This window comes from Bradyrhizobium sp. 157 (assembly GCF_023073815.1).
Lineage (GTDB): Bacteria > Pseudomonadota > Alphaproteobacteria > Rhizobiales > Xanthobacteraceae > Bradyrhizobium.
Genome location: NZ_JADPKF010000073.1, coordinates 310,966 through 328,719, shown reverse-complemented (window position 1 = coordinate 328,719; position 17,754 = coordinate 310,966). Strand labels below are relative to the sequence as shown.

Annotated in this window: 20 protein-coding genes and 1 pseudogene; 15 read left to right on the top strand and 6 right to left on the bottom strand. The window is 61.6% G+C overall.

Annotation, left to right across the window (positions count from 1 at the left end; genetic code table 11):
- The first annotated feature begins 20 nt into the window (after positions 1–20).
- The 8 genes from IVA95_RS17485 to gmk all read left to right on the top strand — a co-directional run bounded on the left by IVA95_RS17485 (position 21) and on the right by gmk (position 7,459).
- Positions 21–647, top strand: coding sequence for a LysE family translocator (locus IVA95_RS17485; RefSeq protein WP_247511583.1), 627 nt, complete (start codon positions 21–23; stop codon positions 645–647).
- Positions 648–758: 111 nt separating this feature from the next.
- Positions 759–1,712 carry an ACP S-malonyltransferase gene (gene fabD, locus IVA95_RS17480; protein WP_247511582.1) on the top strand — a complete coding sequence of 318 codons (954 nt, stop codon included), beginning with the start codon at positions 759–761 and terminating at the stop codon, positions 1,710–1,712.
- A 22-nt stretch (positions 1,713–1,734) separates the two neighbouring features.
- Positions 1,735–2,472 carry a 3-oxoacyl-[acyl-carrier-protein] reductase gene (gene fabG / locus IVA95_RS17475; protein WP_247511581.1) on the top strand — a complete coding sequence of 246 codons (738 nt, stop codon included), beginning with the start codon at positions 1,735–1,737 and terminating at the stop codon, positions 2,470–2,472.
- Between the two features lie 303 nt (positions 2,473–2,775).
- Entirely contained in the window at positions 2,776–3,015 is a 240-nt protein-coding gene (locus IVA95_RS17470; RefSeq protein ID WP_008969609.1) for an acyl carrier protein, read from the top strand.
- A gap of 96 nt (positions 3,016–3,111) precedes the next feature.
- Positions 3,112–4,377 (top strand): beta-ketoacyl-ACP synthase II, encoded by a 1,266-nt coding sequence (gene fabF, locus IVA95_RS17465; protein ID WP_247511580.1) that lies wholly within the window; start codon positions 3,112–3,114, stop codon positions 4,375–4,377.
- A 126-nt stretch (positions 4,378–4,503) separates the two neighbouring features.
- Positions 4,504–5,787: an endolytic transglycosylase MltG gene (gene mltG, locus IVA95_RS17460; RefSeq protein ID WP_213250030.1), complete on the top strand. Its 1,284-nt coding sequence runs from the start codon at positions 4,504–4,506 to the stop codon at positions 5,785–5,787.
- 127 nt (positions 5,788–5,914) lie between these two features.
- Positions 5,915–6,802: a YicC/YloC family endoribonuclease gene (locus tag IVA95_RS17455; RefSeq protein WP_247511579.1), complete on the top strand. Its 888-nt coding sequence runs from the start codon at positions 5,915–5,917 to the stop codon at positions 6,800–6,802.
- 3 nt (positions 6,803–6,805) lie between these two features.
- The gene (gmk, locus tag IVA95_RS17450; protein ID WP_213250034.1) at positions 6,806–7,459 is read left to right on the top strand and encodes a guanylate kinase; all 654 of its coding nucleotides are present in this window, start codon (positions 6,806–6,808) and stop codon (positions 7,457–7,459) included.
- 18 nt (positions 7,460–7,477) lie between these two features.
- Here gmk and IVA95_RS17445 read toward each other — a convergent pair whose 3' ends face one another.
- Complete coding sequence (locus IVA95_RS17445; RefSeq protein WP_247511578.1) at positions 7,478–8,599, bottom strand: hypothetical protein; 1,122 nt, start codon at positions 8,597–8,599, stop codon at positions 7,478–7,480.
- Between the two features lie 1,116 nt (positions 8,600–9,715).
- Between IVA95_RS17445 and IVA95_RS17440 the strand changes: the two genes are divergently transcribed.
- The 3 genes from IVA95_RS17440 (at position 9,716) to IVA95_RS17430 (ending at position 13,003) form a co-directional block, all read left to right on the top strand.
- Positions 9,716–10,168, top strand: a complete 453-nt coding sequence (locus tag IVA95_RS17440) for a hypothetical protein (RefSeq protein ID WP_247511577.1) — start codon at positions 9,716–9,718, stop codon at positions 10,166–10,168.
- Between the two features lie 795 nt (positions 10,169–10,963).
- Complete coding sequence (locus tag IVA95_RS17435) at positions 10,964–11,854, top strand: SDR family NAD(P)-dependent oxidoreductase (RefSeq protein WP_247511576.1); 891 nt, start codon at positions 10,964–10,966, stop codon at positions 11,852–11,854.
- Positions 11,855–12,295: 441 nt separating this feature from the next.
- Complete coding sequence (locus IVA95_RS17430; protein ID WP_247511575.1) at positions 12,296–13,003, top strand: GDSL-type esterase/lipase family protein; 708 nt, start codon at positions 12,296–12,298, stop codon at positions 13,001–13,003.
- Positions 13,004–13,202: 199 nt separating this feature from the next.
- Here IVA95_RS17430 and IVA95_RS17425 read toward each other — a convergent pair whose 3' ends face one another.
- On the bottom strand, positions 13,203–13,424 hold the full coding sequence (locus IVA95_RS17425) for a hypothetical protein (RefSeq protein WP_213250041.1): 222 nt from the start codon (positions 13,422–13,424) through the stop codon (positions 13,203–13,205).
- Between the two features lie 290 nt (positions 13,425–13,714).
- Here IVA95_RS17425 and IVA95_RS17420 point away from each other — a divergent pair, with 290 nt between their 5' ends.
- Positions 13,715–13,906 (top strand): hypothetical protein, encoded by a 192-nt coding sequence (locus tag IVA95_RS17420; RefSeq protein WP_247511574.1) that lies wholly within the window; start codon positions 13,715–13,717, stop codon positions 13,904–13,906.
- A 349-nt stretch (positions 13,907–14,255) separates the two neighbouring features.
- On the opposite strand, the gene IVA95_RS17415 is transcribed toward IVA95_RS17420, so the two are convergent.
- Together IVA95_RS17415 and IVA95_RS17410 are read right to left on the bottom strand one after the other, a co-directional pair.
- On the bottom strand, positions 14,256–14,873 hold the full coding sequence (locus IVA95_RS17415; protein WP_247511573.1) for a hypothetical protein: 618 nt from the start codon (positions 14,871–14,873) through the stop codon (positions 14,256–14,258).
- 208 nt (positions 14,874–15,081) lie between these two features.
- On the bottom strand, positions 15,082–15,648 hold the full coding sequence (locus IVA95_RS17410) for a LysR substrate-binding domain-containing protein (protein ID WP_247511572.1): 567 nt from the start codon (positions 15,646–15,648) through the stop codon (positions 15,082–15,084).
- Between IVA95_RS17410 and IVA95_RS17405 the strand changes: the two genes are divergently transcribed.
- The 3 genes and pseudogenes from IVA95_RS17405 (at position 15,557) to IVA95_RS17395 (ending at position 16,580) form a co-directional block, all read left to right on the top strand.
- Positions 15,557–15,757, top strand: a complete 201-nt coding sequence (locus IVA95_RS17405) for a DUF417 family protein (RefSeq protein ID WP_247511571.1) — start codon at positions 15,557–15,559, stop codon at positions 15,755–15,757. The genes IVA95_RS17410 and IVA95_RS17405 overlap by 92 nt on opposite strands.
- 122 nt (positions 15,758–15,879) lie before the next feature.
- Positions 15,880–16,192: pseudogene (locus IVA95_RS17400) on the top strand (carboxymuconolactone decarboxylase family protein); the annotation flags it as partial.
- Between the two features lie 175 nt (positions 16,193–16,367).
- Complete coding sequence (locus IVA95_RS17395; protein WP_247511570.1) at positions 16,368–16,580, top strand: hypothetical protein; 213 nt, start codon at positions 16,368–16,370, stop codon at positions 16,578–16,580.
- 156 nt (positions 16,581–16,736) lie between these two features.
- On the opposite strand, the gene IVA95_RS38670 is transcribed toward IVA95_RS17395, so the two are convergent.
- Both IVA95_RS38670 and IVA95_RS38665 read right to left on the bottom strand, forming a co-directional pair.
- Complete coding sequence (locus tag IVA95_RS38670; RefSeq protein WP_346658020.1) at positions 16,737–17,174, bottom strand: LysR substrate-binding domain-containing protein; 438 nt, start codon at positions 17,172–17,174, stop codon at positions 16,737–16,739.
- Complete coding sequence (locus IVA95_RS38665) at positions 17,171–17,704, bottom strand: LysR family transcriptional regulator (RefSeq protein ID WP_346658019.1); 534 nt, start codon at positions 17,702–17,704, stop codon at positions 17,171–17,173. Before IVA95_RS38665 ends, IVA95_RS38670 begins: the two co-directional genes overlap by 4 nt.
- Positions 17,705–17,754: the final 50 nt, after the last annotated feature.

The following is a 17,754-nucleotide window of genomic DNA, read 5'->3' as shown; positions in this document are numbered from 1 at the left end:
CGACCAAGCGGAGCCAACGAATGATCGATCCGACCACTTTGATTACATATGTCGCGGTCGTGCTCGGCTTTGTATTCATCCCGGGCCCCGCGACGCTTCTCACGGTTGCACGGGCGACGGCTTCAGGCACGACGGTCGGCATTGCCACGGGTGCCGGGATCGCGGCCGGCGACATGATTCACACCTTTATGGCGACCGTCGGCATCTCGGCGATCATTGCCGCTTCGGCGACGCTGTTCAGCATCATCAAGTATCTCGGCGCGGCCTATCTCCTTTACCTCGGCGTCCGTGCCGTCCTCGAAAGGACGCCAGTAAATCTTGCGGCCGGCGCACTGCTGATTTCAGCAGGAAAGGCATTCAGGCAAGCGATTTTGGCCGAGGTGCTGAACCCGAAGACGGCGCTTTTCTTCCTCGCGTTTCTCCCCCAGTTCGTACGGCCCGAAAATGGTTCGGTCATGCTTCAGCTCACGATTCTGGGGATCATCTTTGTCTTATTGGGGTTCGTCAGTACGGCGGTTTTTGCGCTAGGCGCCGGAAGCCTCGGGACCTTCCTCCGCCGCAATCCTGCGGTGCTGAAATGGCAGGGGAAGGCAATCGGCGGTCTCTACTGCGCTCTGGGTATCCGGCTGGCGCTACAAGAACGCTGACTGGCTCCGGCGCATTTATGATCTTGGCAACGGCCCGGCGATACCGCACCGCGGCTTGACATCCCGGCCTGCGTCAGTGTCTTACGGCCCCAATCTTACGAGGGAGCGCCGATGACGGCTGCATTTACATTTCCGGGGCAGGGTTCCCAGGCGGTCGGTATGGGCAAGGCCCTCGCGGAAGCCTTTCCGGCCGCGCGGGCGGTGTTCGACGAGGTTGATTCTGCGCTCGGCGAAAAGCTAACCGCGATCATCTGGGATGGCCCGGCCGAAACCCTCCAGCTCACTGAAAATGCCCAGCCGGCCCTGATGGCGGTGTCGATTGCCACGCTACGTGTGCTGGAGACCGAGGCGGGCTTTTCCGTTGGACGGGATGCGGCCTTTGTTGCCGGCCATTCGCTCGGCGAATATTCTGCGCTGGCTGCTGCCGGCAGCCTCAGCATCAGCGATACCGCGCGCCTGCTGCGCACCCGTGGTCTTGCAATGCAAAAGGCCGTACCGGTCGGCGCCGGCGCGATGGCGGCACTGCTTGGGCTCGACTATGACGCGGCGATGGCCGTCGCCACCGAAGCTGCCCAGGGGCAGGTCTGTCAGGCCGCCAACGACAATGGCGGCGGGCAGGTGGTGGTGTCCGGCGACAAGGCGGCAGTCGACCGCGCCGTGGAAATCGCCAAAGCCAAAGGCGCCAAGCGTGCGATGTTGTTGCCGGTATCAGCGCCTTTCCATTGCAAGTTGATGCAGCCTGCCGCCGATGCGATGGCAGAGGCGCTTGCAGGTGTGACGATCAAGACGCCGGCCTCGCCGCTGGTGGCGAACGTGCTGGCCGCGCCGATCACCGATCCCGACGAGATTCGCCGTCGCCTGATCGAGCAGGTCACCGGCACCGTGCGCTGGCGCGAGTCGGTGGCCTATATGGCGGCGCATGGCGTCACCCGGTTCTTCGAAATCGGTGCCGGCAAGGTGTTGAGCGGGCTGGTTAAGCGGATCGCCGACGGCGCCGTCGGTGTGGCGATCGGAGGACCCAACGATATTGCCGCCGCGAAGGGCGCATTGGCGGCGTCGGCCTAAAAGCTCCCGGAAGGAGACATTGATGTTTGATTTGACTGGCAGGACGGCGCTGGTGACCGGCGCGACCGGCGGTATCGGCGGTGCGATCGCGCAGGCGTTGCATGGTCGGGGCGCGACGGTCGCAATTTCCGGCACGCGTCGCGAGGTGCTGGATTCGGTTGCCGGCAAGCTTGGCGAACGTGTCCATGTGCTGCCGTGCAACCTTTCCGACAGCGCGGAGGTCGAGGCGCTGGTGCCGGCGGCGGAAGCCGCGATGGGGCAGGTCGATATCCTGATCGCCAATGCGGGCATCACGCGCGACAATCTTTTCGTCCAGTTGCGTGACGAGGATTGGGACGACGTCATCAACGTCAACCTGACGGCGACCTTCCGTCTTGCGCGCGCCGCAACCAAGCTGATGATGCGCAAGCGCTTCGGCCGGATCATTGCGATCACCTCGATCGTCGGCGTGACCGGCAACCCCGGCCAGGCCAACTACACCGCGTCGAAGGCCGGAATCATCGGCCTGATCAAGACGCTGGGTGCGGAATACGCCAAGCGCAATGTGACGGCCAATTGCATCGCGCCGGGATTTATCAAGACGCCGATGACCGACGCGCTCAACGACAAGCAACGCGAGACCATCCTGGCGAAGGTTCCTGCGGCGCGGCTGGGGACACCGGAGGACATCGCGGCGGCAGCCGTCTATCTCGCCTCCAACGAGGCGGGCTACGTCACCGGCCAGACGATTCACGTCAACGGCGGGATGGCCATGATTTGAGCGAGTTATTGCCCCGATCTATGCGGCCAACGGCCGTTTTCCGGGGCGGGTGAGGCTTGTAGTCAAGGCTTGGGAAGTATGGTAACCGAACCCCCGACGGATGGGCAAACAAGGCCATTGCAGGATTTTGAAACCCTGTATATTGGCGTGGCGACGCCTGCCGTTCGCCGGGGCTTTGTCGGCTACCACCGGGCCGAATCAAGACTATGCGCGACAGCGAAGGAAGTTTAACGACCACGATAGCTCGTAGCGTCTCTGTAGCGTCTTGGGGTCGGGTCCAATGGAACAAGCACGAGGTTAAAGATGAGTGAGATTGGCGAGCGGGTTAAGAAGATTGTGGTCGAACACCTCGGTGTTGAACCCGATAAGGTTGTCGACAACGCAAGTTTTATCGACGACCTCGGCGCCGACAGCCTCGACACCGTCGAGCTTGTGATGGCATTTGAAGAAGAGTTCGGCTGCGAGATCCCCGATGACGCCGCCGAGACGATTTTGACCGTCGGCGACGCGACGAAGTTTCTCGAGAAGAACGCTAAAAGCTGACGTCCCGGGCGGGTAGAGACAGAGCCGGACGGGCCGTCGTCGAACGGTCCCCCGGTTTCTTGTTTTGGGCCGCTGATTTCGGGCTGGAGTTTTGACATGAGACGGGTTGTCGTCACGGGGCTGGGCATGGTTACGCCGCTCGGCTGCGGCGTTGACACAACGTGGGCGCGTATCATCAACGGCCAGAGCGGCGCCAAGAAGATCGACACATTCGAAGTCGCCGATCTCGCCAGCCAGATCGCCTGCGTGATTCCCCGCGGCGACGGCTCTGACGGGACTTTCAATCCCGACCAGTGGATGGAGCCAAAGGAACAGCGCAAGGTCGACGACTTCATCATCTTTGCGATGGCTGCGGCACGCCAGGCGCTCGACGACGCCAACTGGCATCCCTCCACCGAAGAAGACAAGTGCGCCTCCGGTACCCTGATCGGCTCCGGGATCGGCGGCCTGTCCGGCATCGCCGAGACGTCGCTGCTGTTAAAGGAACGCGGGCCGCGCAGGGTATCGCCGTTCTTCATTCCGGGACGGCTGATCAATCTCGCTTCCGGTTATGTCTCGATCGAGCACGGCCTCAAGGGTCCCAATCATTCCGTTGTCACGGCCTGTTCGACCGGTGCGCATGCGATCGGCGACGGTGCCCGCCTCATTGCGCTGGGCGACGCCGACGTGATGGTCGCGGGCGGCACGGAATCGCCGATTTGCCGGCTGGCGATGGCTGGATTCTGCGCGGCGCGCGCGCTGTCGACCGGCTTCAACGAGGCGCCGCAAAAGGCCTCGCGCCCCTATGACAAAGACCGCGACGGGTTCGTGATGGGCGAGGGCGCCGGTGTTGTGGTGCTCGAGGAATATGAGCACGCGAAAAAGCGCGGTGCGCGAATCTATTGCGAAGTGATCGGCTATGGCCTGTCGGGCGACGCCTATCACATCACCTCGCCGTCGCCGGATGGTGATGGCGGCTTTCGCAGCATGAGCGCGGCGATCAAGCGCGCCGGCATAGCGGTATCGGATATCGACTACATCAACGCCCACGGAACTTCGACCCAGATCGGTGACGAGATCGAACTCGGCGCGGTGGAGCGGCTGCTCGGCAACGCCACCTCCAAAGTGTCGATGTCCTCGACCAAGTCGTCGACCGGGCACCTGCTCGGCGCTGCCGGTGCAATCGAGGCCATTTTCAGTATCCTTGCGATTCGCGATAACATTGCTCCACCCACTATCAATTTGGAAAATCCGTCGGTGCAAACGGCGATCGATCTGGTGCCGCAGACCGCGCGGAAGCGCGAGATTAACGTCGCGCTTTCGAATTCCTTCGGTTTCGGGGGGACCAACGCCTCCGTGATCGTTCGGCGCGTGGCCGACTAGCAAGTGTTTGGAACGACTCCACCGTTTTGCCGTATTCGGCGATGACTTCTACATGCGGGCGTATGCTATCGGCTGGGCAAGGGATTGCCGAGTCGCGATTGAACCGACAGGATTCAGGTTGCATCGATGAGTGAGAGGCCGCCCATTTCACCACGAAGTCCGCGCGCTGCGTTGGAGCCCGAGCAGGTGCCGCCGCCGCCGAAGCGGTCGGAGCGTGCCCGCAATCCATTCGTGGTGGTCGGCAACGCCATCTTCACCATCCTGATCATTCTGATGATCGGGGCGGGAGCGGTGTACTACTACGGCAGACAAATCCTGGAAACGCCCGGTCCGCTGAAGGAAGACAAGATCGTCAACATTCCCTCGCGTGCCGGAAAGCGCGACATCGCCGACGCGCTGCTGCGCGAAGGCGTGATCAACGTCAATCCCTGGGTGTTCATCGGCGGCGTGTTTGCCCTCAAGGCGAGCTCCGATCTCAAGCCCGGCGAATATTCCTTCCAGAAGAACGCCAGCCTGCGCGACGTCATAGCCACCATCGTCGAAGGCAAGGTGGTGCAGCACGCCGTCACTATTCCGGAAGGTCTGACCTCCGAACAGATCGTGGCGCGACTCCTCGACAACGACATCTTCGCCGGCTCGGTGCGGGAAATACCCCGCGAAGGCACATTGCTGCCCGAAACCTATAAATTCCCGCGCGGCACCACGCGCGAGCAGGTGATCCAGCGCATGCAGCAGACGCAAAAGCGGGTGCTCGCGGAAATCTGGGAGCGCCGCAATCCGGACGTCCCGGTCAGGTCGCTGGAGCAGCTCATCACGCTGGCCTCGATCATCGAGAAGGAAACCGGCCGGGCCGACGAGCGCAGCCGCGTCGCCGCCGTATTCGCCAATCGGCTGCGGCAGAGGATCAAGCTGCAGTCGGATCCGACCATCATCTACGGCCTGGTTGGCGGCAAAGGAACGCTGGGCCGGCCGATCAAGCGCTCCGAGATTACGCAGCCGTCGCCCTACAACACCTATGTGATCGACGGTTTGCCGCCAGGGCCGATCGCCAATCCCGGCCGCGCATCGCTCGAGGCAGCCGCCAACCCGGCACGCACGCGCGACCTGTTCTTCGTGGCTGATGGAACGGGTGGGCACGCCTTTACCGAGACCTACGACCAGCACCAGAAAAACGTTGCCAAGCTGCGGGCGCTGGAAAAGCAGATTCAGAACGACACCGTCGAGCCGTCCGAGGATGCGCCGCCGCCGACGGCGGCCGGAGCACCGGCCGATACCAATCCGACCGCAACCACGCCACGGCCGGCAGCGCCGGCGAAAAAGCCGCCCGCCCGTCCTGCGGCGCCCGCGACGGCGCCGGCCCGCCAGGGCGAGGCGCAGTCGACCACGACGCCGCCGGTGGTTCAGCGCTGACGCCGGCCGGTTCGAAGGCGTTCCTGGCTCGCAGCCGGAACGCAATTCCACTTTGGCGGAAATCGGCTTATGGTCCCGCCGTTCATTCCGAGTCTCGAAATCCCTGTCTTTTGGAGAGTGTTACGCGATGGCGCTATCGAGCATGACCGGTTTTGCCCGGAGTCACGGCGCCAGCGGCTTCTACACGTTCGAATGGGAACTGAAGTCCGTCAACGCCAAGGGCTTTGACTTGCGCTTGCGCCTGCCGCCCGGCTGGGACGAACTCGAGGCCTTTGCCAAAAAGCGCGCCGGCGAGGTGCTGTCGCGGGGCACGGTGTACGCCAACCTCAACGTCAAGCGCGCCAACGCGGTCTCGACCGTGCGCATCAATGAAGACGTGCTCGCCTCGATCGTGAAGGTCGCGGGCGTGCTCGCCGGCAAGATCGACGCGGTGGCGCCCAGCATTGACGGACTGCTCGGCATCAAGGGCGTCATCGAGGTCGTTGAGCCCGAAAGCGACGAGGCGGAGGACAAGGCGGCAAAGGATGCGGCGGCGGCCGCCTTCGAGCAGGCGCTCGGTCATCTCGTCGAGATGCGGCGCCGCGAAGGCGTGACGCTCGGGCAAATTCTGATCCAGCGCATGGATGAAATCGAGAGGTTGGCGAAAAAGGCCGAGGCCGCGCCCGGCCGCAAGCCGGAGGCGATCCGGGCGCGTCTGGCCGAGCAAGTGGCTGCGTTGCTGGAGACTTCCGAACGGTTCGATCCTGACAGGCTGAATCAGGAAGCGATCCTGATCGCAACCAAGGCCGACATTCGCGAAGAGCTCGACCGCATCGCCTCGCATGTCGCGCAGGCGCGCGAGATGATCGGCAAGGGCGGCCCGGTCGGGCGGCGGCTCGACTTCCTCGCCCAGGAATTCAACCGCGAGGTCAACACCTGCTGCTCCAAATCGAACGATCTGGAATTGACCCAGACCGGGCTCGAGATGAAAAACGTGGTCGAGCAATTCCGCGAGCAGGTTCAGAACCTGGAGTGACCGATGACGGCTGGTGGTTTCGACGGAGTTGAACGGCGCGGGCTGATGTTCGTGCTGTCCTCGCCCTCGGGCGCGGGCAAGACCACGTTGTCGCGCCTCCTGATCGAGCGGATGCCGGGTTTGAAAATGTCGGTGTCCGCCACCACGCGGCCGATGCGGCCGGGTGAAGTCGATGGCCGCGATTATTTCTTCGTCGACAAGCCCAGATTCGAAGCGATGGTCGCGCAGGGCGAATTGCTGGAATGGGCGACCGTGTTCGACAACCGCTACGGCACGCCGCGCGCACCGGTCGAGGCTGCCTTGTCGGCCGGGCAGGACGTGCTGTTCGACATCGACTGGCAGGGTACGCAGCAATTGCGGGAAAAGGCGCGCGCCGACGTCGTCAGCGTGTTCATCCTGCCGCCGTCGGCGGCCGATCTCGAGAAACGGCTGCACACGCGTGCGCAGGATTCGGATGAGGTCATTCGCGGGCGCATGAGCCGCGCGACCCATGAACTCAGTCACTGGGCGGAATACGACTACATCGTGGTCAATCACAACGTCGATGACGCGTTCGCCGAAGTGCAGTCGATCCTCAAGGCCGAGCGGCTCAAGCGCGAGCGCCGCACCGGCCTGACCGAGTTCGTTCGCAAGCTGCAGCGCCAGTTGGAAAAATAGCCGCCGCTTGGGCTTCGGTTACGTCTGCGCGCTGCGGGCGAGCCGGGCCAGCATTTCCGTAACCTGCTGATCGCGCTCTCGCTCCTGAGGGACACGCACTCGTTCTTGCGGCACACGGACTCGTTCTTGCGGTACCCGCACTCGCTCCTGAGGCGCGCGCACTCGTTCCTGCGGTACGCGGGCGCGCTCCTGAGGCACGCGGGGCCGCTCCTTGGGCACGCGGGTATGCTGCACAGGGCCGGCGCCGGCGTGCCGCAGCCGGACGTCTTCATCGTGGAACACCGGCGGCGCGGGACGCTTGGTGCGGGCCGCATCCCACATCGCGCGCCGCTTGCTTCGCATGGCGCGGCGCGCCCGCATGCGGCCGATCCTGACGATCGCGCTGACCGTGAGGCCGGCAAGCGCCAGCGCGGCCAACATGACCAGGAGCAGCATCTGCAGTGATGCGGTCGGCTTTGGCGGCGCCGCGTCCGCTGCGGCGAGCGCAACCTGATCTGCTGCGGGCTGCTGCACTTCGTCGGCCTGCGGCGGCTGGTTTGCGGGCGTGGCGGCGGCAGCGACTTGTTGATCGGGTGGGTTGGTCGAGGAGCTTGCGCCGGGAGCGTCGTTCCATCGCATGCTCGCCAGCGGCGCCGGTGCGAGCACGCTCGGCATGGCAGCGCCTGGTCCGTGCTGAGCGGCGGGCGCGGGAGCTGCGCCAGCCATTCGCGGCTCGGCTTTGTCCAGCGAACTTGCCGCTGCGCGGTTTTGCTGGGCAACCCATTCGGCGCGCGCGTCGTCGAACGATTTGCGCGTCTCCGCTCGCGCTGGCGCTTCAGCCGAAGGCGACGCCTGGGCCGGCGCGGACTCCGGCGGCGCGGCGCGCGCGAACTTGTCGTCAGTCTTCTCGCTCTCCTCGCGGAGATACCAGCATTTGCGTTTCGTCGCTCGATCGATGCGATAGTACCAATGGCTGCCCGAGGGGGTCGCGCCCTTCGGCGCCGACAGGCAATTGTCTGCTGCGGCCTGGTTCGCTTGCTTACCGGCTTCGACACCTTGCTCGGTCGACTGCGCGCGGAGATCCGTCACGGTGGCCAGATTTGCACCTGCCACGATACCGGCAAGCAGAGCCGGGATGAATTTCACGGAACGGTACGACATCTGCATCCCCGGCAACGCTACGCTATGCGACGCTTGATGCCCCCAATCTGGTCAGAGACTTGGGTCGCAATGAGCCGCAATTTCGGAGCGGATGGGGTATAATTGCGGCTCGCGCGCCGCCTCATATGTGGCGGCCTAAGCTATTGAAAACCCGACCCAAAACAGAGGTCTTTCTGCGGGTCGAAAGCGCTATTGTTTGGAAGCGTTCTAGCGTTCGGAACAGCGGTCCAATCGCGCGAATGAACCGGGAGCCGATGCGCTCGATAGATGCGGTCGGCGCTGGATACGACATGGCGCTCTCGCGGCGCGGGTAGCGCCCGAAGTTATGCATTGACGAAACCCTCGGGAAATAGAGGGCGCAGGGAAAGCCGGGTGCCCATGACACCCGCAGTCGTGCGCAAGAATGCACACGGTGGACCGCAGGTGCGCCGGAACACCCGGCTTTCCCAGCGCAGTGGTTTTAACGGCTTATGCCGCGTTCTCCCCGGAGCCGAATTCCTCTGGCCTCCGTCGCCGACGGATTGGCGATTGAGCGAAGCCCGGTTGGGCCCCGACAATCTCCATCGGCTTGACACCAGCAACGGGTACCAGGACCGCGCGGTTTTGCCGTCCACAGCTTCCCCGGGCCAAGCGCTTCGACCGGCCCGTATGCTGCCGGAAGAAGTTTTGGCCGAGGCGTTTAAGCGCCGGTCGTCTGCGCAGGCCGTGTTCGTTCACGGAAAGACCCGCCCTGCGAACACCTCTCGCGCCCGACGCTGCCGCGTCCACCGCAACCTGTCCCAACGTCAGTGACGCTGGCCAACGCCCCTCTAGCGGGACAGGATAGCGGGAGTTGTAGGTTTGATTTGGGTGACGGGTTAAGCGAAAAATTTTGAGCGGGAGTGAAATAAGTTTCTTGCCAGGTGGGGCAAATCAGTGGAAGGGCGGCGGAGAAAATCGGTGCAGCATAAAGCGGCGGTTAACTGCATTATCATTCGGGCAGCTTTTCCATAACGTCAGGTTTTGAACCAACGCGAACTGCGGCAAGGGGCCGGCCATTGGGTGGCTATGTTCAAGCTTGCGAAGCTTTAAAAAAAGTGGACATTCATCGCCGGATACAGGCGCAGAGCGGCGGAAATGACCGATCAGCTTGAACTTGCTACACTTCATCGGGTCGGCAGCACTAGTCCTTTGAAAAAGGCGAGGTATACATTCGACTTTGTCGTCAATGGAGCATCCCTCTTCAAAGCTACTGAGGCGTCCAGCCTTGATATGTGTGGGTGCCTTTCGGACCCGCGCTTCGAGCCTGAGGTCGCCGATCGCTTCAACGGCGGAATAGCAAGCCTGTTGACCTCAGATGTCCCCGTCGGGGGAGGTCACCGTGCGTCTCTGTTTGTTTGCTCCGAGTGTGGCGATCTCGCTTGTGGAGCTATCACCGTTCTTGTCGCGCGAAACGACCTTGTCGTGCAATGGTCTGATTTCGCATATGATAACGGATACAAGGCCGGAACCAAGCTTGCGCATGTGGGCCCCTTTGAGTTTGAGTGGGCCGCGTACTTGGCAGCAATCAGACGGGCAGATGCCGATTGAGGTGGCTCTTGGCCGACGCTGAAGCGCTGCCTCGAATTATAACCTCCGATTGCAGGTTAGATCGGACCAGCTTATCGGGAGGAAGCGCGCACTTTGAATTCCTCCCAATGACGGGACATCCATTCATCCTGTTCGCTCACCGTGCCGACCGCAGTGATATCTTCTACGGGATCGAACGTTCCAACCAGTTGATCTCTGCTCGATGCCGGTTCTCCGAACCTGTGCGCCCAGCACTTCCAAGCGCCAGCATCGCGCGACATGCCCGATGGGCAGACATTCGGTCGTGCTCCCTGACAAAGAGCGCGAAATCCCTCAGGTTCGATGACACGTCGAAACGCACGAAGGCACTCATACAAATCCGGTGCGTCGAAGTCGCGTTCTAGGCCGCCGACAGGCCAGACGACCGCGAGCCGGCAATATCTCGGTCTAGCTCTGTCAGCTTCAGCCAAACGCCGATCTTGTCACTTCCGGGCCGCTGAATGTTCAGCAGTATGATCTCTGGATCCATTTGCTTCGGTGCACTCAATTGAGACGTTATGGCTTCGTTGGCGTCGTTAGCAAATTCAGTGCACTGTCACCGCGATTTCGCGGTGAAATCGGGCATCTGGTGGTGGAACTGAAAGACGAAGCCCCGTGGGCGACCGGCCTGGGGAAGAACCCGAACGACTGACGTCCTCATCTCCCCACCTCATGCCCTTGGTAATCTGGCTTTGCTAAAGGGAAAATAGCGCCCCCAGCATTTGGTATCGCGGTCGCACGGAGGGGCGTTGAATCTCGTCGGAAGAGGATGGCGACATGACTGAACGAATTTCGTTGGAGGGGAAGGTCGCGGTTGTGACCGGGGCAGGCCGCGGGCTCGGGCGGGCATACGTTGAACTTCTCGCCGAACGCGGTGCCCGGGTCGTGGTGAACGACCTGGGGACCGACGTATCGGGGTTCGGCAAGGACTCGATGATCGCAGAACAGGTGGCCGACCTCATTCGGTCACGTGGAGGCGAGGCAATCGCGAATGACAGCGATGTTTCCACCCCTGAAGGTGGCAGTGACCTGATCGCGACGACCGTCGAACATTTCGGGAGAATAGACCTTCTCGTGAACAACGCAGGTATCTGCGGAAGCCAGCTATTCGAGGACGCCACACTTGACGATTTCGATCACTATTGGCGCGTGCACCTCGGCGGGCCGGTTAATACGGTGAAGGCTGCCTGGCCGTATATGGTCGCACAGCGCTATGGGAAGATCATCCTCACGACGTCAGTCAGCGGTCTGTTCGGACTGCGTGGCCAAGCCACTTATGCGGCGGCCAAGTGCGCAGTAGTCGGATTGATGCGCATTCTTGCAATTGAAGGTGCTGAGCATGGAATTCTGGTGAACACCATTTCGCCAGTCGGGTACACGAGGATGCACCCAGCCGCGGGATCCCGCTTGGCTGAAGCAGATGGAAGAGCCAGCATGCCGGTTGAGGCTGTTGCGCCAGCGATCGTCTGGCTGGCAAGCGATAGTTGTTCGGAGACGAACCGCATCTACAACGTGGCAGCCGGAGCAATCCAACGTATCGCTATCGTCATGGGACCCGGCTTCTACGATCCACATCTGACACCCGAGAGCATCGCCGAGAACTACGCAAAGATCGAATCGATCGAGGGCTTCTCCGAACCGAATGCGTTCGAGCCCAGCGGTGCGTAGATACGGATTCCTGGAACGGCGAAGTCTTGAGGAATTACGTTAGGTCATGGAGACGTCGACTGGTAGCAGACACGGTGCCCAAAGACTTTGTCGCGCAGCGCCGCCGGGTTCCTCGCCGGGCACTTCAGTTCTCGGGATTACGGTGACAGTGCACTTAATGGACGTTACGGCTTCTTCGGCAGTTAAGTGCACTGCCAGCGTATTTTAATTGTCGTGCCGCTGCCGGCGTCACACCCAATTCATTGCAACGATGTGAGACGCGTCGCTTCAGTCTTCAGCACGATACGCCCGACAATGAAGACTGTTTCATCGGAGGGACGACGGCATCACCGTACTGAAACCTATAGCGATCGCTTGCCTCCGGCTAGGCGATCTCGCCGTGGCGCGCTATTCTTCTTCTTCCACCCCACGTTGTCTCGGCTGCGAACAAACTGGTGACCCATGGACAGCGATCCCTCACGGACCCCGGTTGAGCCAATTCCATTCGAGCACGGCCTGACCCACTTTGCGGAGAGTCTCGCCCGAGGACAGGCCAAGATCGTCGCGATAGGCTCGTCGACGACGGCGGGTAGAGGCGATATCACGGCCTATCCGGGGCGCCTGCTGTCGTTCCTCCAGAACGGATATCCGAAGGCCAACATCGCCATGGTCAACAAGGGAATCGGCGGCCAGGAAGCGCCGATCGAACTTCAGCGGTTCGATACCGACGTCATCGCCGAGAGGCCCGATCTGGTGATCTGGCAGGTCGGAACGAATGCAGTCTGGCAAAGCCCGGACCAGCGTCCTCCCTCCTTCGACGAAATCACCAGCGCCATCCGCGAAGGACTCGTCAAGCTACGTGAGGAAACGCAGGCCGACGTCATCCTGATGGACCTCCAATATGTCCCGGCCGTGCTGACGCCGGCCAAGAAGGATAAAGCGATCGCGATGGTCGACGCGATCAGCGAACTGGCGCGGGACGGCGGCGTCAATGTGTTCCGCCGCTTCGCATTTATGAAGGGCTTGTATCAGGTTGAGCAGGTCTCGTTCGACCGGATGGTCGACCCGACGGATGAGCACAGGCTGCACGACAGCGACTGGGTCACGCACCGTGTGGCGTGGGCGATGAAGCTAGCGATCGTCGGCGGCGTCGATAAGGCAACACCATGACGAAGATTTTCGCCAGCGGGTGTGATGCTGATCCCGACTGACGGCATCCAAGAACGCGAGAAGAGCCCCAGCGCTTACCCTGAGGCCCTTCTTTTGCGGGAACGATGTCACCGGGGGAGTGCGACATCGCACCAATTTCTGACCTACCTACCGGTCGGTCCAGCATCCCAGCCGGACCCTACTGCCGTCGAGCGCGTGCTTAGTCGCAGATACGCTCGCGGATCCTGACGCGCTCACCAAAGCGGTTGGTGCGTTCGCGGATAACGATCCGACAGTCATCTCTGTAATCACGGTAGTAGGGGCGATCATAGCCGGGACCAACATAGACGCCGCCGGGACCGACGCCGAACTCGATAGCGTTGGCCGAGGCGATGGTTCCGACCGTAAGCAGTGTCGCAATCGTCAAGGCAGATAGCTTCATAGATACCTCCTCTTGTCGATCAGAATCAAAGGATTCGGAAAGCATTCGTTCCGCTTGGCGGAGATTTTGATGGCGTTGTCATCTTCGGTTCCGCCAAGGAAACATTGAAGCGAACCGTCTCGGTTTCGATCGCAATCGGCCATCGTGGTACCGGCAGAGCCCGTCGTTATTGTCGTACTCGATGCAGGTTTCACGCCAGTGGTTGCGAGCGGAGGAACTTGACGCCGATCTGAATGGTTGATCGATTTGTCTTCCGCACCCCTCCCGTTCCGTATTCGGACGAGGACACCATGACTTCACTTGCGAAACTTCTCACTCGGAAGCAGCAACTGCTGGCCAGGTTGGAGGAGGACCCGGGGCCCAATGAGCGCGCCGAACTGGAACGCATTTTGGAGAAAGTCGACGCAGCCTTGCATTCACTGGAGGCTGCGCCCAGCGACATCGCCGAGGATCATGACAGCCGTTCCAGGCCCGGCTGCTAAATAACAAGGCGACTTCGCTTTCCGCGGCCTGCAAGCCGATCCGGTGACAGCACTAGACTGCAATTTAGGATCGTCGCCTGCCGCGCGGACAAGGCCGCCGCCTGAACTAGAGCATGATGAAATTGGGTTTGATTGCGACCACGAAGAAGGTGCGCTCCCTCTCCCGCTTGCGGGGGAGGGCTGGGGTGGGGGTGTCTCCGCGGGCGACACTGCCCGAGTGGAGAGAGCCCCCACCCGGCGCTTTGCGCCGACCTAAGAGCGAGCTTCGCTCGTCTCGACTCCCGCAAGCGGGAGAGGTGAAGCGCGTCTGCGGCCAAATCGATCTAACCAAAAATCATCATGCTCTAGACTAGCCGTTTCGAACAAATCGGAATTGCTCGGTGCCACGTTCCTGAGGATCGGAGCTACGTTCAATCATACGGTAGCCCTGGTGCGCGGCGAGGAACGCCTGCGCCGGTACCCAATTTCGTTCGTACTTCACCAGCTTGTCGCTGGCGGTCGGCAGCCGTCCTGGGCCGTTATCGCTGAGGAATGACGTCTGCACCTCGCGCTTTTGCGCCTCGCCATCGCTGGTTGGAACGCGCTTCCACAGCATGACTGCGGGCCGTGTCGCGCAGAGAGATCTGACGGTCTCGATGGCATCGGGAACATACTGGATCGCACCATCTGAGTGCATAAGCTCGACATCTCCGAGCCAATCGGCAGCCTGTTCGATGTCGCTGAAGAACATCAGCCTGTCCGTTGCCAGTTCGAGAGCGCGGCGAGCCATAGCCTGAGTTTCCACGACCGCCCAGCGGATGTCGGGGTTCTGCAGACGAGCGAGCTTGTAATGCAGGCCAGCGCCACCGCCGAAATCGAGCACCGTCCTTATGTCAGACACGAGCGGCCAATCGCCTCTCGGCTCGTAGGCTACTGTCTTCCGGAAGATCGTATCGACCAGCTCTTCATTCTCATAGCCTTCGATCACTTGGTCCGGCGGAAAGAGCTTTCGCCTGAGACGTCCTATCAGGCTCATACGCGTTTCCTTTTGATAGCTGGTGGCACACCGAAGACTCCTGGACATGCTTTTGAAGGGGAATTCACCTAGCGCGGCTTCATTCCGAGTCTTGCGCCGCACATGCTGCCATAAGTGCACTGGCACCGTAAGTCCTCACCGTAAGTCAGTGCTTGTTCATCTAAGCGGAGCGGCCAACTCGCCCTCGCGGGGTGGCACGTTTCGGCAGATCGGCAATGCGTGCCTTGAGGCGTGGTGGCGCGAAGTCCAGGAAGGCGCGCAGCTTGACCGGCATGAAGCGATTGGGCGGGTACACGAAGCTGACGGGTATCGGCGGCGGCTCGAAATCTTGCAGCAGCAGCGCAAGCTCTCCGGATTTGACCGATTCCGCTACTTGATAGGAGAACACCGTTGCGATGCCCATGCCGCTGCGCGCGGCTTCGCAAGTCGATTCAAGATGATTCAACACCAGTCGCGACCGCACCGGTACGACGTAATCGATCTGGTCTTTCTTGAACGTCCATTCGGTTGGTGACTGCAACGGTACGAAACTGATGCAGTCGTGCTTGGAGAGGTCGTAAAGGGATCTCGGCATCCCGCGCGATTTCAGATAGGCCGGGCTCGCGCACAGCATGCGGCGGATTTCGCCGATCCGGATGGCGATCAGGCTGCTGTCGGCCAGCCCGATCTTTTCTGCAGCAGGCGGTCTTCTCTCGGCCGGACTCTTCGTCACCACGGTCAGCTTCATGATCTCGACGCCGGGCGTCGTAGTGCCGGAGCTCGGGCTGCCCGCGATCACGGTCGCGCCAGGGCAGTTCCTTCTGAAGGATGTCGGCCTGTTCGCCGCTTCCTTCTGAGTATTCGTCGACTCGCTCAAGGCGATGGTTCGCAGGTGAGCAGGCGCGCAGCGTCCTCGGAAGAAAGGGACTACTTCCGTTGAGCAACATTCGTCATCAAGGAGCAAGCAATGAGCAAGCGCGCCTACTGCCTCGACATGCACACGCGCGACCTGCTCAAGAAGGGAGAGAAGATCGAAAAACTCGCGCTGCTGCAAGCGTGGGCGGAAGCCGGCAATCTCTTCGACGAGCGCGAACGCGCCGCGCTTGCATGGGCCGAAACGGTGACGCGCGTCGCCGATACCGGCGTGCCGGATGACGCGTATCAGGCCGCGCGCGCCGTGTTCGAGGAGCGCGAGCTCGTGGACCTCACGATCGCGATCGGCCTGATGAATGCCTACAACCGCATGGCAATCAGTTTTTCGCAACACGCCGCAGGCGGCGCTCGGGAAGTAGGACCAGTCGCCGCATCCCATCCAGTGGCCATGATCGTCCCGGGAAGTGTACGGCACATCGCCTCTCGGCGAGGTGCCATCCTCTATTCCGCTTTTTCCCGAAAGTGTTATCATCCAATGGTCGTGGTACTCGCAAGGGATGTCGGTTGGCTTTGAGCACCCGGAGAGGTGGTGTCGTGGCTAAATTGGATGATCGCACGATGGCAAACATGGAAGTTGCGTTGGAAAAGGCCTGCCGCCGCTTTCCCAACGGCGGCGATCATGAAAGCCGCAAGTACATCGCCCGAAAGCTGATGCAGAGTGCGGAGGAGGGAAACACCACCCTGGGCGGATTGGACGTTGTCGCGCACCGGGCCGTTCAAGAACTGTCGAAGCCAAAGTCGGCATAACGATCCATCGCGCAAATGATCGCTGGCTTAGTGGCTCTTTGGAACGGGAAGCGTGGTCCGGATGAGCGAAGCGATATCCGGGGCCTTTACGTCCAGCGGTCCCGCATATCGCATGCGCCCATGCGGGCTACTTGCTTCGTGGCTCTTAGCTGGCGCCTACACAATCCGCTTGCCCGGCGTGCCCGCTGATCCCCTGGGATTGACGAACGGAGCGAGCAGGGTCTGCGGGTCCGATATCAGGTCGGGATGACCGCGCAGATGCTCGAGCATGAAATTCACGAAAGCCTTCACGCGAGCGGCTAGATGTTTGCGGCTGACATAGTGAACGAAGATGCGTGCGGGTTGTGACACGGATTCGGGCAACACCGGCCTTAAGGCCCCGGCACGAAACAAGGGAAGGACAAACGGAAGCGGAGCGAACACCAGGCCCTGACCGTGCACTGCTGCCGTGACCAGTGCGGGGATATCGTTTGCCAGGAAATTGCCGTTGATGGGCGGCGCTTCAGAGAGGTGTCCCGGGCCTAGTCTCCAGGGCACAGATTGAGAGTCCCGGCCGCGCAGCCGCAGACAATTGTGTCGCGACAAGTCGCTCACCGAGAGCGGAATGCCGCGCTCGCAAGATAGGAGGGTGCTCCGCACACGACAAAGTGCAACGGCGCAACCTCGCGCATCACCATGGTGCCGTCGCGTGCCTCGCCGGCGCGGATGCCAACATCGAAGCCTCCGGCGATCATATCGGTGACTGTATCGTCGAGATGCAGCTCCAGTTCGATGCCCGGGTAGCGGCGACTAAAGCCGGGAATAAGGGGCAACACGTAGACTCGCCCGAACGGCGACAGGCACGTCACTTTGAGCGCACCTGTCGGAGACTTTCCTCTTTCCGTGATGACCGACTGCGCATTTTCCAATTCGCGCAGCGGACCGCAGCAGCGCTCGTAGTAAGTCCGCCCTTCCTGTGTCAACGAGAGCTTGCGCGTGGATCGCTGCAGCAGACGCACGCCAAGTTGCCGCTCCACGTTCTTGCTTACGGCAACCGGCGTAACGCCCAACTTCTTGGCCGCGCCGGCGAAGCTTCCCGCCTCGACGGCACGCACGAAACCGACCACACCGCGGATGCTCTTCACGATCAGCCAATCCCAAACTTTTGGTTAGCAATGATAGGAGCCCGGCTGAT